Source organism: Streptomyces sp. NPDC058632, assembly GCF_042717095.1.
Lineage (GTDB): Bacteria > Actinomycetota > Actinomycetes > Streptomycetales > Streptomycetaceae > Streptomyces.
The window spans coordinates 15,289-28,691 of sequence record NZ_JBHXQZ010000100.1; the positions used below are offsets into that span (position 1 = coordinate 15,289).

Below are 13,403 nucleotides of genomic sequence, written 5' to 3' on the forward strand. Positions count from 1 at the left end.
GAGCAGAAACGATCTGGCAGAGATGCGGGACCGTCCTGGACACTGGAGAGTGACTGGAAGGGCTTCAGGGAGACCTCTATGATCGGCACACTTTCCTGAGACATTCCTGAGGCTTTCCGGCACGGACAGCGATCGAGTGCACGGCGGGAGCGAGCGGTGAGCGGAACGTCCGAAGGGCCGACGCCCACAGCAGATCCCAACCGGCCGATCGTCACGGAGAGTGAGATCGCTGCCCCGCCCCGTACCGGATGTGCCGACCTCCCCCCGCCCCCGTCGTACCGCTCCGTCTTCGCGGCCGCTCCGCTCGCCATGGCCGTGGTCGGCCGCGACGGCCGGGTGATCAGCGCCAACGGCACGCTCGCCGCCCTGCTGGGCCGCGCCCCGGACACCCTGGCCGGTGCGGTCGCCGCCGACCTGGTGGACCTCTCCTCGGACGCCCGCGCCTGGCACGCCTACCGCGACCTGCTGAGCGGCCGGCAGGGCCGGCTGCGCTGCACCCGCCGGCTCAAGCACCCCGAGGGGCACTCGCTGTGGGTGCAGGTGTCGGTCGCCCCGCTCCCCCCGGACGACGGCGCCGCCCACCGTGAACACGACACGCACGGCGTGCACGACACACACGGCGTGCACGGCGTGCTGCTGTCGGTCGCCGACGTCAGCGCCCGCCATGAACTCCAGGCCCGGCTCAGGTACTTGCAGATGCACGACCCGGTGACCCGGCTGCCCAACCGCACCCTGTTCTTCGAACGGCTGACGGCCGCCCTGGAGGCGGAGTCGTACGAGCAGGGCGGCACGGGCCGGATCGGGCTGTGCTCCCTGGACCTCGACGGTTTCAAGGCCATCAACGACGCCCTGGGCCACCGCGTCGGCGACCGGCTGCTGGCCGCCGTCGCCGAACGGCTGACGCTGTGCGCCGAGGAGGCGGGCCGGTCCAGGGCCTGCACCCCGCTGGTGGCCCGGCTCGGCGGGGACGAGTTCGCGCTGCTGGTCGAGGACTCCACGGGCACCGAACAGCTCGCCGACCTCGCCGAGTCGGTGCTCGGCGCGATCCAGGACCCGTTCGACGTGGCCGGCCAGCGGCTGTCGGTGTCGGCGTCCATCGGGGTCGTCGAACGGCACGCGGCCGGTACCACGCCCACCGCGCTGATGCAGGCCGCCGACACGACCCTGTACTGGGCGAAGGCCGACGGCAAGTCCCGCTGGACGCTGTTCGACCCGGAGCGCAACGCGCACCGCATGACCCGTCAGGCCCTCGCCTCCACGCTGCGCCCCGCCGTCGAACGGGGCGAGTTCGCGCTGGAGTACCAGCCGCTGGTCGGCATGGAGGACGACCGGGTGCACGGGGTCGAGGCCCTGGTCCGCTGGAACCATCCGCAGTTCGGCACCCTGACGCCGAATCGGTTCATCTCCATCGCCGAGGAGGACGGCTCGATCGTCAAGCTCGGCCGCTGGGTGCTGCGCACCGCCTGCCGGCAGGCCCGCAGCTGGCAGACCGAGCATCCCGACGAGCCGCCGATCTTCGTCAGCGTGAATGTGGCGGTCCGCCAGGTCTGGGACTCCGACCTGGTGGCGGACGTCGCCGAGACCCTCAAGGAGACGGGCCTGGCGCCGCAGCTGCTCCAGCTGGAACTGACCGAGTCCGCGGTGATGGGCTCCTCGGGCCGGCCGCTCCAGGCACTCACGGCCCTCAGCGACATGGGCGTACGCATCGCCATCGACGACTTCGGCACCGGCTACTCGAACCTGGCCTACCTCAGCCGGCTCCCGGTGTCGGTGCTGAAACTGGACGGCGCCTTCGTCCGCGGCTTCCAGTACGAGGACCGGGCGGCGGCGCCCAGCCCGGCGGACGAGGCCATCGTCGAGGCGATGGTGCAGCTCGCCCACCGGCTGGGGCTGACGGTCACCGCGGAGTGCGTGGAGACCTCGGCGCAGGCCACCCGGCTGCGCCGGATCGGGTGCGACACCGGTCAGGGCTGGCTGTACTCCCGTCCGGTCCCGCCGGACCGCATCTCCGAACTGCTGGGCGCCCCGGGAATTCAGGCGGACGTCGTCGGCGATCCGGTCGTCGGCAACCCGTAGGCGTCCGCGATGAGTTCGTAGGACCGCAGGCGTACGTCACCGCTGTGCGCGTTGGCGGTGATCATCAGCTCGTCGGCGCCGGTGCGCTTGTGCAGGTCGTCCAGGCCGGCGCGGACCTCGTCCGGGGTGCCGTGAACAACGTTGGCGTTCCACGAGTCGATGAAGTCCTGCTCCATCGGCGAGAACGGGTGCGCCTCGGCCTCCTCCGGGGTGGGGACCAGGCCGGGGCGGCCGGTGCGCAGCCGGACCATGTTGAGCGCGGCGGCCAGGACCTGGCGCCGGGCCTCCTTCTCGTCCTCGGTCGCGAGCGCGGAGACGCCGATCAGGGCGTAGGGCTTCTCGAGGACGCCGCTCGGGCTGAACGACTCGCGGTAGAGGTCCAGCGCGGGGATCGTGTTCTGCGCCGAGAAGTGGTGGGCGAAGGCGAAGGGCAGGCCGAGCACGCCGGCCAGCCGGGCGCTGAACCCGGAGGAGCCGAGCAGCCAGACGGGCGGGCGGTGCGGCGACTGCACCCCACCGGGCGAGGTCGCCTGGACCGGGCCGGGGACGGCGTGGATCCGGCGGTAGGGGTGACCGTCGGGGAAGTCGTCGTCCAGGAAGCGGGTCAGCTCGGCCAACTGCTGGGGGAAGTCGTCGGAGCCGAGAGCCTGGGGGAGTTCGGTGCGGCGCAGGGCGGCGGCGGTGGCGCCGTCGGTGCCGGGGGCGCGGCCGAGGCCGAGGTCGATCCGGCCGGGGGCCATGGCCTCCAGCGTGCCGAACTGCTCGGCGATGACGAGCGGGGCGTGGTTGGGCAGCATGACCCCGCCCGAGCCGAGCCGGATGCGCTCGGTGTACGCGGCGAGGTGGGCCAGGATCACGGCCGGGGACGAGGACGCCACGCCCGGCATGGAGTGGTGCTCGGCGACCCAGTAACGGTGGAAGCCGCGTGCCTCGGCGAGCCGGGCGAGATCCACGCTGGTGCGCAGCGCGTCGGAGGCGGTGTGTCCGGCGCCGACCGTGACCAGGTCCAGCACGGACAGCACAGCGGGTGCCGAGCCGTGCGTCACACCTCGGACGTCGTCCGCTCCTCGGCCCTCGGCGGTTCCTGGGACCTCGGCGCCTGCGGTGTCGTCTGCGGCCACGGTGGGGTGCCTCCTGTTTCGAGTGACGTTCGCCGCACCCGTAACAGGAGGCCGTCCCCGCTTATTCCCGGGCGGGACGCGCGCCTCCGCCCGCCCCGCCCCCGTCCGCCCCGCTCACGCCTGCACGATCGGCTCCCGTGTGAACAGGGCACCCAGGCTCGGGGCGTTCACCCGGCGGTCCGCGAGGCGCAGGGCCTCCCAGACGGTGACCTGGTTGGCGGTGAGGACCGGCTTGCCGAGCTCCTTCTCGAGGGCCGGGATGTGGGCGGCCGTGTGCAGGGCCGTGTCGGGGAGCAGGAGGGCCTGGGCGTCCGGGCGGTCGGCCGCGCGGGCGAGGGCGAACAGCTCGGCCTCGCCCCAGGTGCCGACCTCCGCCGCCGTGATGATCCCGGAGCTGGTCACCCCGGTCACCTCCACCCCGTCGGCCGCCAGGAACTCCACGAAGAGCGCGGCCACGTCGTCCGGGTAGGTCGCGCCGACGGCGACCCGCCGCACCCCGATCTCCCGCGCCGCGTGCACGAAGGCGAAGGAGGTGGAGGAGGCGGGCAGGCCCGCCGTACGGGCGAGGGCGCGCACCTGCTCGTGGGCGCCGTCCCAGCCGCGCACGAAGCTGCCGCTGGTGCAGGCCCACACCACGGCGTCGGCGCCGGTGAGCCGCAGTTCCTGGATCCCGGCCGCGAGCCGGTCCGCCGCGCCCATCTCGAGCAGGGCGTCGGCCCGGTGCGCGTCCTCACCAATGTCGGTGTGCACCAGGTCCACCCGGACGTCGCTGCCCAGCAGTTGCTCGATGCGCGGATAGTCGTCCTCGGCGGAGTGTCCGGGGTAGAGGAATCCCAGTGCGGTCATGTCCAGCCTTCCTGCTGCTTCTCGTCCGGCGCGCCGAAGACGCCCTGCGCGCCCGGCACACCCTGCGCGTCCGACACGCCGTGCACGCCCCGCACGTCCGACGGCTCCTGTCCTTCCGGCATTACGGAGCCGGTCGGCACGGAGCCCGTCGGCACGGAGCCGGTCGGCACCACCGGCCCGGCGGCCGGCAGTACGGAACCGGCCGCCGGGCCCGGCAGTGTGCTCCCGGCCCCGGTCCCGGTGCGCGCCGACGTGTCGATCAGCGCCTGATACGGTCCCACCGCCCGGGTACCCAGTCGGCGCAACGCTGCCCACATGGTCACCTGGTTGGCCGAGAACACCGGTATGCGCAGTTCCGCCTCCAGCTGCGGGATCACGTCGTAGGTGGGCAGGTTGGTGCAGGACAGGAACAGCGCGTCCGCCGCGCCGAGCCGGCCGCGCTCCGCCGCCCGCCGGGCCATGTCGACCACCTCGCGGTAGGTGACCTTCCAGATCTGCCGGGTCAGGCCCATGTAGGCGCAGCCGGTGACCGAGACCCCGGCCTGCGCCACGTACTCCTCCAGCGACCGGGTCACCGACACGGTGTACGGCGTCACCAGCGCCAGCCGCCGTACGTCCAGTTCCACCAGCGCCTCCAGCAGCGCGCCCGAGGTGGTGATCGCGGGGACCGAACCGGCCCTGCCCATCGCCTCGCACATGGCGCGCTCACCCATGACGCCGCCGACGAAACTGCCCGACGTGCAGGCGTACGCGACGACCTCGGGGGTGACCTCGGTGAGAGTGCTCACGGCGTTCTGGAGGGTCTCGTGCTCGCTGATCATGCGGGCGAGGTCCAGGCTCACCTCGACCGGCACGTACGGCGTCCGGGTGACATGCAGGGACACGTCGTCGGGCGTCCACCGCCACAGCTCGCGGTCCAGCGCGAAGTCGAAGGGGGCGACCACACCGACACCGCGCTGCGGGCCTGGTCCGCCGAGGAAGGAGACGTCCATGTCAGCACCGGCCTCACGGTGAGGGACGAGCACGCAACGGTTCGTTCAAACGCCCGTGTTGACGACGGTAGGTTCGGGGTGCCAGCGTGGTCAATCAGCACATCTCAGACTTCCGGTCCTCCCGGGGGAAAGGCGGCCATGACCTCTCCCCGGAAGACCCCCTCCACGCCCCCCTCCACCGGCCCCGCGACCGGCCCCGGCACCGGCTCCGCGGCTCTCCCCACGCTGCTCGTCCTGGACGCCGATCCGCCGCCCCGGCTGGGCCGGCTGACCGGCAGGGTGCGGATCGAGCACGCGGACGCCTCGACGCTCGCCGAGCGGCTGCCGTCCGCCGACGTGCTGCTGGTCTGGGACTTCACCTCGCACGCGGTACGCGCCGCCTGGCCGGGCGGGGGGCCGAGGCCGCGCTGGGTGCACACGGCGAGTGCGGGCGTGGACCATCTGATGTGTCCGGAACTCGCCGCCTCCGACACGGTGGTCACCAACGCGCGCGGGGTCTTCGACCGGCCGATCGCCGAGTACGTCGCCGCGCTCGTCCTGGCGATGGCGAAGGACCTGCCGCGGACACTGGGGTTCCAGCGGGAGCGGACCTGGCGCCACCGCGAGTCGCGCAGGGTCGCCGGGACCCGTGCCTGCGTCGTCGGGTCGGGGCCGATCGGCCGGGCGATCGCCGGCACGCTCGAGGCGCTCGGGGTCACCACCGCGCTGGTCGGCCGCAGCGCGCGCGCCGGCTCGCACGGTGAGGGCGCCGGTGCCCCTGCCGCTGCCGTGCACGGCGCCGAGGACCTGGACCGGCTGATCGCCGGCGCGGACTGGGTGATCGCCGCCGCACCCCTGACCGAGCAGACCCGGGGCATGTTCGACGCCCGCCGCTTCGCCCTGATGCAGCCGTCCGCCCACTTCGTCAACATCGGCCGCGGCCCGCTGGTCGTCGAGGACGCGCTCGCCGAGGCGCTCCGCAGCCACCGGATCACGGGCGCCGCCCTGGACGTCTTCACGTCCGAGCCGCTCGCCCCGGACAGCCCGCTGTGGGAGGTGCCGGGGCTGATCGTGTCGCCGCACATGAGCGGGGACACCCTCGGGTGGCGGGACGAACTCGCCTCCCAATTCGTGGAGTTGTACGAACTCTGGGCCGCGGGCAGGTCACTGCCGAACGTGGTCGACAAGCAGCGCGGGTACGTACCCGGGCACTGACGTGGCTGGAGAGTGGATGTCCGAGCTCACCGAACCGACCGCCGTGCAGCTCCTCGACGGCTACCGCACCGGCGCGTTCGGCCCCGTGGAGGTGACCCGCGCGGCGCTGGAGCGGGCCGAGGCGATCCAGCCGCGGGTGAACGCGTTCGTCCGGCTGCTGGCCGATCAGGCGCTGGAGCAGGCCGCCGCGTCCGAGGAGCGGTGGCGGCGCGGCGAGCCGCGCGGGCTGCTCGACGGGGTGCCGGTCACGGTGAAGGACATCCTGCTGCTGCGCGGCGCCCCGACCCTGCGCGGCTCGCGTGCCGTGGACCCGGCGGGCCCGTGGGAGGAGGACGCGCCGTCGGTGGCGCGGCTGCGGGAGCACGGCGCCGTCTTCCTGGGCAAGACGACGACCCCCGAGTTCGGCTGGAAGGCCGTGACGGACTCCCCGCTCAGCGGTGTCACCGGCAACCCGTACGACCCGGCGCGTACCGCGGGCGGGTCCAGCGGGGGCGCGGCGGCGGCCGTGGCGCTGGGCGCGGGGCCGCTGGCGCTGGGGACGGACGGCGGCGGCAGTGTCCGCATCCCGGCGGCGTTCTGCGGGATCTTCGCGCTGAAGCCGACGTACGGGAGGGTGCCGCTGTATCCGGCGAGCGCGTTCGGCACGCTGGCGCACGTCGGCCCGATGACGCGGGACGTAGCGGACGCGGCGCTGCTGATGGATGTGATCAGCGGGCCGGACTCGCGCGACTGGTCGGCGCTGGCACCGGCACCCGGCTCGTTCAGGGAGGGGCTGGACGGCGGGGTGCGGGGGCTGCGGGTGGCGTACTCGCCGTCACTGGGCGGCCAGGTGGCGGTGGCCCCGGAGGTGGCGGCCGCGGTACGGCGGGCGGTGGAGCGCCTCGCCGCGCTCGGGGCGTACGTGGAGGAGACCGACCCGGACTTCTCCGAGCCGGTGGACGCCTTCCACACCCTGTGGTTCTCCGGGGCGGCGCGGGTGGTGCAGCACCTCACCCGGGAGCAGCGGGAGCTGCTGGATCCCGGGCTGCAGGAGATCTGCGCGGCCGGGGCACGCCGGTCGGCGCTGGACTATCTGGCGGCGGTCGATGTCCGGATGGACCTGGGCCGGCGCATGGGCCGCTTCCACGACACCTACGACCTGCTGGTCACCCCGACCGTGCCCCGCACCGCGTTCGAGGCGGGCGCGGAGGTGCCGAAGGGGTCCGGTCACCGGCGGTGGACGGGCTGGACCCCGTTCACCTACCCGTTCAACCTGACCCAGCAGCCCGCGGCGAGTGTCCCCGTGGGCGCCGACGCGGCCGGGCTGCCGATCGGCGTCCAGCTCGTGGCCGCCCGCCACGCCGACGCGCTGGTGCTGCGGGCGGCCCACGCGCTGTACGGGGGCGGGGTCACGCCCGCCGGAAGCTGAGACTCTCCCCCGCCGCTCCGGTGCGCCACAGGTCGTTGCACCCGTCGGCCATCTCCGCGAGGCCCTCGACGACCTGGCCCCAGACGATGCCGGGCACCCAGCCCACGTCGCCGTTCAGCAGCAGGTTGTTGCGCTCGTAGAACAGGGCCAGGTCCACGACGGTGGCGCCGGGGCCGACCTCGCGGTCGTAGCCGTAGGCCTTGGTGCCCAGTTCCGCGCCCGCGAAGGAGAAGTAGCAGAGGTCCCCCGGGACGGGCGTGACGGTCGGATTCTCCAGCGGTGGTTCGAGGGGGGCGAACGGCGGGAAGAGCGCGTAGATCTCGTTGCGGGCGTATTTGGCGTGGTAGACGTCGCCGGACAGGGGCAGGGAGTCCCAGACGGCCGCGCAGGTGACCGGTGCCCGGTCGTCGAGCAGCCGGGCCGTACAGGTGATTCCGCGTTTGACCAGCGAGACCTCGACATATCGGTCAATCATGAGACCCATCGTCCCGCACCGGTCAAGACGGCCCGACCGGCGAAGGGGGCCGAAACTGGCGGGAATACTCGGCATCACTTCGGGTAGCCGCGCCGCCATGGCTCCACCACTGGGAAAACCACTGAGACGACGCGGGGCGGCGTCCGCGTCCGCCGGGCCCTCACGCCGGTCGCTGCTCGCGGGGGTGGCGGCGCTCGGCGCACTCGGCGCCGCGGGCTGTTCGCGTGTGCCCACCGAAGCGAGCACGGGCGGCGGTGACCAGCTCGAACGGCTCAAGGCGGCGGGGGTGGTCCGCCTGGGCATCGCCGGCGAGATCCCCTTCGGTTACATCGACAAGAACGGTGAGCTGACCGGTGAGGCACCGGAACTCGCGAAGGTCATCTTCAAACGGCTCGGTGTGGACCGGGTCCAGCCCGTCCCCACCGAGTTCGGTTCGCTGATCCCGGGTCTGAACTCGCAGCAGTTCGACGTCGTGGCCGCCGGGATGTACATCAATCCCGAGCGCTGCGAGCAGGTCATATTCTCCGACCCCGATTACCAGATGCTCGATTCGTTCATCGTGCGCAAGGGCAACCCGAAGGGGCTGACCAGCTACAAGGACGTCGTCGAGAAGAAGGCGAAGTTCGCCACCGGCACCGGGTACGCGGAGATCGCGTACGCCGTCGAGGCCGGGTATCCGGAGGGCGACATACTGATCGTCCCCGACCAGGTCGCCGGGCTGAACGCCGTGGAGGCCGGCCGGGTCGACGTCTTCGCCGGTACGGCGCTCACCACCCGCGAGGTGGTGAAGAAGTCCGCCAAGGCGGAGGCCACCGAGCCGTTCCAGCCGATCGTCGACGGTGAGCCGCACACCGACGGCGGCGGCTTCGCGTTCCGCCCCACCGAGACGAATCTGCGGGACGCCTTCAACGCCGAGCTGGCCAAGCTCAAGGAGAGCGGCGAGCTGCTGCGGATCCTGCGGCCGTTCGGGTTCACGGAGGACGAGATGACGGATCTGACCGCGAAGGAGCTGTGCGGCGGATGACCTCAGGACTCTGGGAACTCGTACTCAAGGGCGTCTGGGTCACGATTCAGCTGCTGGTGCTCAGCACGCTGCTCGCGACCGTGGTCTCCTTCGTGGTCGGCATCGCGCGCACCCACCGGTCGACGTTCGTCCGCTTCCTGGCGGGTTTCTACACCGAGGTGTTCCGCGGCACCTCGGCACTGGTAATGATCTTCTGGGTGTTCTTCGTGCTGCCCCCGGCCTTCGGCTGGCAGCTGGTGCCGCTGTGGGCGGGCACGCTGGCGCTCGGCCTGACCTACGGCGCCTACGGCTCGGAGATCGTGCGCGGCGCGCTGGCCGCCGTCGACCCGGCCCAGCGCGAGGGCGCGATCGCGCTCAGCTTCACGCCCGCGCAGCGGATGCGGCTGGTCCTGCTGCCGCAGGCGGTGCCGGAGATGATCCCGCCCTTCTCCAACCTGCTGATCGAGCTGCTCAAGGGCACCGCCCTGGTGTCGATCATGGGCATGGGCGATCTGGCGTTCAGCGGCAACCTGGTGCGCCTGGCGCTGCAGGAGAGCGCTGAGATCTACACGTACATCCTGGTCATCTACTTCGTGATCGCCTTCCTGCTCACCCGGATCATGCGCGGTCTGGAGAAGAAGCTGAAGGCCGGCGTCGGAAAGAAGCCCGTGCCCGATCCCAGGACGGACCTGAAGCGGGCCGAGACGACCAACGTGGGGGGTGTCTGATGAAGTGGGACTGGAGCGCCGTCTCCGAATTCATGCCGTACTTCTGGGACGGCCTGCTGGTCACCCTGCAGATCCTCGTCCTCGGCTCACTGATCTCGTTCGTCCTCGGCCTGGTGTGGGCCCTGCTGATGCGGGTGCCGTCCCGCTGGGTGACCTGGCCGGTCGGCGGCGTGACGGAGTTCATCCGCAACACCCCGCTGCTGGTGCAGCTGTTCTTCCTGTTCTACGTGCTGCCCGAGTGGGGCGTGACCTTCTCGGCACTGACCACGGGTGTCGTCGCCATCGGTCTGCACTACTCGACGTACACGATGCAGGTCTACCGCGCGGGCATCGAGGCCGTGCCGGTGGGCCAGTGGGAGGCGGCGACGGCACTGAACCTGCCGCTGCGCCGGACGTGGACCGCGGTGATCCTGCCGCAGGCCGTGCGCAGGGTGGTCCCCGCGCTCGGCAACTACGTCATCTCGATGCTGAAGGACACGCCCCTGCTGATGGCGATCACCGTGCTGGAGATGCTCGGTGAGGCCCGCCTGTTCTCCCAGCAGCACTTCCAGTTCACCGAGCCCCTGACGGTGATCGGCTTCGCCTTCATCGTCATCTCCTACCTGGCCTCCCTTGCCCTCCGAGCCCTGGAGCGACGCCTTGTCCACTGACAGCACCCAGCCCGGCCCCCACCCCGTCGAGCCCGGGAGGACCCCTGAGCCGGACGCCGGCACCACGCGCGCCGCGGCGGGCGCCGGCAGTGAGCTGATCCGGCTGGAGAAGGTCACCAAGCGGTTCGGGCACAACACGGTCCTCGACAACCTCGACTTCTCCGTGGACGCCGGCAAGCACGTCACCCTGATCGGGCCGTCCGGATCGGGCAAGACGACGATCCTGCGGCTGCTGATGACGCTGCTGAAGCCCGAGGAGGGCACGATCACCGTCGACGGGGACCAGTTGTTCCCCGCGCCGGAGAAGCAGGTCCGCGAGATCCGCAAGAAGATCGGCATGGTCTTCCAGCACTTCAACCTGTTCCCGAACATGACCGTGCTGCGCAACATCACCGAGGCCCCGGTCACCGTGCTCGGCATGTCCAGGGACGAGGCCGAGGAGCGGGCGCGGGAGCTGCTCGAGATGGTCGGACTGACCGAGCACGTCGACAAGCACCCCTCGCAGCTGTCCGGCGGTCAGCAGCAGCGGGTGGCGATCGCGCGGGCGCTGGCGATGCGGCCGCAGGTACTGCTCCTCGACGAGGTGACCTCGGCACTCGACCCGGAGCTGGTCGCGGGCGTCCTGGACGTGCTGCGGGACATCGCCCGCTCCACCGACATCACGATGCTCTGCGTCACCCACGAGATGAACTTCGCCCGGGACATCTCCGACCGCGTCCTGATGTTCGACCAGGGCCGGATCATCGAGTCGGCCCCGCCGGAGAAGCTCTTCAGCGAGCCCGAGCACAACCGGACCCGGGAGTTCCTCAGCGCGGTCCTGTGACCACGGGGGCATCCCCTCGGCCCGTGGCGCCCGCCCTGCGCCGCCGGGGCGCCGGGCGGGCGCGCGGTCGGAAGCACCCCTCACAAGCGGGTATTATTTTCCGCGTCGCCGACCGCGGAAGCGGACGGCGGGAGTCATGCGCCGCTAGCTCAGTTGGTTAGAGCAGCTGACTCTTAATCAGCGGGTCCGGGGTTCGAGTCCCTGGCGGCGCACACTGAAGGGCCTCTCGTGGGAGCGAGAGGCCCTTTGACGTGCCCGGAAGCGGCGTCAGAAGGTGACGTCGGAGCAGGCGTAGAACGCGTTGCCCGTGTCGGCGACCGACCACACCGCGAGGATGACGTGGCGCCCGCTCAGCCCGGACGGGAGCGTGCCGCTGTGCGAGAGCGTCTGCGGCGGGCGCTGCCCGTTGTAGGGCACCTTCAGGAACGGCGTGAGGTTGAGGTCGGACCGGGCCAGGCCGTGGTTCTGGTTCCAGCCCGGCTTGGTGATGTAGTACGAGAAGTCGCTGGTGGCGTGCATGGCCGTGAACTGCCACCGGAAGGTGTAGTTCTGGCCGCCCGAGACCCTGGTGGCCGGCCAGGCGCCGCCCGAGGGCGTCTTCGGGCTGTCGAGCTGGGCGAACGGCGTGTTGCCGGCCGAGCAGAGCCGGCCGTCGGCGGGACCCGAGCCGGGGAAGCCCTTCGGGCCCTCGACGCTCTGCGGCTCCCACTGGATGGCGCCGCAGTTGGTCACGCCGCCGTTCTGGCAGAGCTTCTGCCTGCTGACGGGCAGGTCGGTGTAGCCGTGGCCGCTGGCACCGCCGGAGGAGAGCACGAGCGCTCCGGTCGTGGCCAGTCCCACCGCGGCCGCGTACAGCTTGGTCTGTGTGCGCATGCTGACGCTCCTGGAGAACGTGGGGGGAGTTTCAGTGAGCTGATGCAGGTAGGTCTAGACCAAGTCTCAGGTTATGGCCGTCGATTGAGCATGTCCATACCAATAACGCAACCCGTTCGACGTCTTCTCCCGCCCGGCTCCCGCCCGGCTCCCTGCCCGGCCCGCTCCAAGCGGCAGGCCCTACGGCCCCGCCTCCCCCCGACCCGCGCAGAACGCCACCGTCAGGTCCTTCACCAGCACCTTGCGCTCGTAGTCGTCTAGTTCCACCAGACCCCGCAGGGTCAGCCGGGTCACCGTGTCCTCCACCGAGTCCACGACCGAGGTGAGCGCGCTCGCCCGGTTCCGGGCGTCCAGCGCGGCGATCCGGCGCCGGTGCATGGCGTCGGCCACCTCGGGGGCGTACTCCACCCGGACCGGCCGCACCGCGAACACCTCGATCCCCACCGGGCCGGCGTCCGCCGCGACCAGCCGGGTCAGCGCGTCCTGCGCCGCGCCCGGCGCCCCGCCCGTATCGCCCGGCGCCTCCACCGGGACCCGGAGCAGCGCCGCCTCGACGCACTCGCGCACATACGCCTCGTGGTCCTCGACGCCCAGCGTGGCCCGCGCGGTGTCCCGCACCCGCCACACGACCAGGACGACCACCCGCAGCGCCACCCCGCCGCGGTCGGCCGCCTGCATCGGCTCGCCGCGCCAGTGCCGCAGCCGTACGTCGACCCGGCGGCGCAGCAGCAGCGGGTTCACCCACAGCAGGCCGGTGCGCCGCACGGTCCCGCGGTAGCGGCCGAACAGGCCGAGCACCCAGGCCCGCCCGGTCCGGCCGCGCGCCAGCCCGCCGAACCCGAACAGGCCAAGAGCCCCGGCAGCCGCGTACGCCGCCCACTGCGCGGGCCCGAGTCCGGCGGCCCCCGCGGCCCCCGCGTGCGCCGGAAGCCCGAGCGCGGCGGCCGCCGACGACGGCAGGACGCCCGCCCACCACGACGTGGCCACGCACCCCGCCGCCCCGCACAACCCGGCCAGCACCCCCGCGCCCCCGGGCAGCACCCGGGCGGGCCGCTCCACCAGCTCGGGGTCGACCCGCGGCACGGACGGCCGGGCCGGTGCGGCGGCCGGGCGCCGCAGCCGCGGCTGCTCCCCCGTGCCCTGCCGGCGCCCGACGACCGCGGGCCGCGGCCGCTCCGGCACCGGGTCGGGGCCGTCACGGAACAGCAGGTGGA

13 protein-coding genes and 1 tRNA gene are annotated in these 13,403 nt (G+C 72.2%); 8 read left to right on the plus strand and 6 right to left on the minus strand.

Annotation, left to right across the window (positions count from 1 at the left end):
• The first annotated feature begins 156 nt into the window (after positions 1-156).
• Positions 157-2,076 carry a putative bifunctional diguanylate cyclase/phosphodiesterase gene (locus ACFWVE_RS29320; protein WP_384020316.1) on the plus strand — a complete coding sequence of 640 codons (1,920 nt, stop codon included), beginning with the start codon at positions 157-159 and terminating at the stop codon, positions 2,074-2,076.
• Here ACFWVE_RS29320 and ACFWVE_RS29325 read toward each other — a convergent pair.
• From ACFWVE_RS29325 to ACFWVE_RS29335, 3 genes are all read right to left on the minus strand, one after another.
• On the minus strand, positions 2,034-3,197 hold the full coding sequence (locus tag ACFWVE_RS29325; RefSeq protein ID WP_384020319.1) for an LLM class flavin-dependent oxidoreductase: 1,164 nt from the start codon (positions 3,195-3,197) through the stop codon (positions 2,034-2,036). The two genes, ACFWVE_RS29320 and ACFWVE_RS29325, sit on opposite strands and share 43 nt — an antisense overlap.
• A 114-nt stretch (positions 3,198-3,311) precedes the next feature.
• Positions 3,312-4,043 (minus strand): decarboxylase, encoded by a 732-nt coding sequence (locus tag ACFWVE_RS29330; RefSeq protein ID WP_384020321.1) that lies wholly within the window; start codon positions 4,041-4,043, stop codon positions 3,312-3,314.
• Entirely contained in the window at positions 4,040-5,035 is a 996-nt protein-coding gene (locus ACFWVE_RS29335; RefSeq protein WP_384020324.1) for an aspartate/glutamate racemase family protein, read from the minus strand. The genes ACFWVE_RS29330 and ACFWVE_RS29335 overlap by 4 nt, the downstream gene beginning before the upstream one ends.
• A gap of 138 nt (positions 5,036-5,173) precedes the next feature.
• On the opposite strand from ACFWVE_RS29335, the gene ACFWVE_RS29340 reads away from it, so the two are divergent.
• Positions 5,174-6,229, plus strand: a complete 1,056-nt coding sequence (locus ACFWVE_RS29340) for a D-2-hydroxyacid dehydrogenase (RefSeq protein ID WP_384020327.1) — start codon at positions 5,174-5,176, stop codon at positions 6,227-6,229.
• A 16-nt stretch (positions 6,230-6,245) separates the two neighbouring features.
• A complete protein-coding gene (locus tag ACFWVE_RS29345) occupies positions 6,246-7,637 on the plus strand; it encodes an amidase (protein ID WP_384020330.1) in 1,392 nt (463 codons plus the stop codon).
• Here the strand turns inward: ACFWVE_RS29345 and ACFWVE_RS29350 are convergent.
• Positions 7,618-8,112 (minus strand): DUF3830 family protein, encoded by a 495-nt coding sequence (locus tag ACFWVE_RS29350; RefSeq protein WP_384020333.1) that lies wholly within the window; start codon positions 8,110-8,112, stop codon positions 7,618-7,620. The genes ACFWVE_RS29345 and ACFWVE_RS29350 overlap by 20 nt on opposite strands.
• A 97-nt stretch (positions 8,113-8,209) precedes the next feature.
• Between ACFWVE_RS29350 and ehuB the strand changes: the two genes are divergently transcribed.
• The 5 genes from ehuB (at position 8,210) to ACFWVE_RS29375 (ending at position 11,528) form a co-directional block, all read left to right on the plus strand.
• The gene (gene ehuB / locus ACFWVE_RS29355) at positions 8,210-9,136 is read left to right on the plus strand and encodes an ectoine/hydroxyectoine ABC transporter substrate-binding protein EhuB (RefSeq protein ID WP_384020336.1); all 927 of its coding nucleotides are present in this window, start codon (positions 8,210-8,212) and stop codon (positions 9,134-9,136) included.
• Entirely contained in the window at positions 9,133-9,843 is a 711-nt protein-coding gene (ehuC, locus tag ACFWVE_RS29360; protein ID WP_384020339.1) for an ectoine/hydroxyectoine ABC transporter permease subunit EhuC, read from the plus strand. Before ehuB ends, ehuC begins: the two co-directional genes overlap by 4 nt.
• Positions 9,843-10,493 (plus strand): ectoine/hydroxyectoine ABC transporter permease subunit EhuD, encoded by a 651-nt coding sequence (gene ehuD / locus ACFWVE_RS29365; protein ID WP_042171090.1) that lies wholly within the window; start codon positions 9,843-9,845, stop codon positions 10,491-10,493. The genes ehuC and ehuD overlap by 1 nt, the downstream gene beginning before the upstream one ends.
• Positions 10,494-10,587: 94 nt before the next feature.
• Positions 10,588-11,316, plus strand: coding sequence for an ectoine/hydroxyectoine ABC transporter ATP-binding protein EhuA (ehuA, locus tag ACFWVE_RS29370; RefSeq protein WP_384020354.1), 729 nt, complete (start codon positions 10,588-10,590; stop codon positions 11,314-11,316).
• Positions 11,317-11,454: 138 nt separating this feature from the next.
• Positions 11,455-11,528: transfer RNA gene (locus ACFWVE_RS29375), tRNA-Lys, on the plus strand.
• 55 nt (positions 11,529-11,583) lie between these two features.
• Here the strand turns inward: ACFWVE_RS29375 and ACFWVE_RS29380 are convergent.
• Both ACFWVE_RS29380 and ACFWVE_RS29385 read right to left on the minus strand, forming a co-directional pair.
• Positions 11,584-12,189, minus strand: a complete 606-nt coding sequence (locus tag ACFWVE_RS29380; RefSeq protein ID WP_384020342.1) for a lytic polysaccharide monooxygenase — start codon at positions 12,187-12,189, stop codon at positions 11,584-11,586.
• 180 nt (positions 12,190-12,369) lie between these two features.
• Positions 12,370-13,403: SPFH domain-containing protein (locus tag ACFWVE_RS29385; RefSeq protein ID WP_384020345.1), on the minus strand; the 1,034-nt coding region annotated here is incomplete at its 5' end.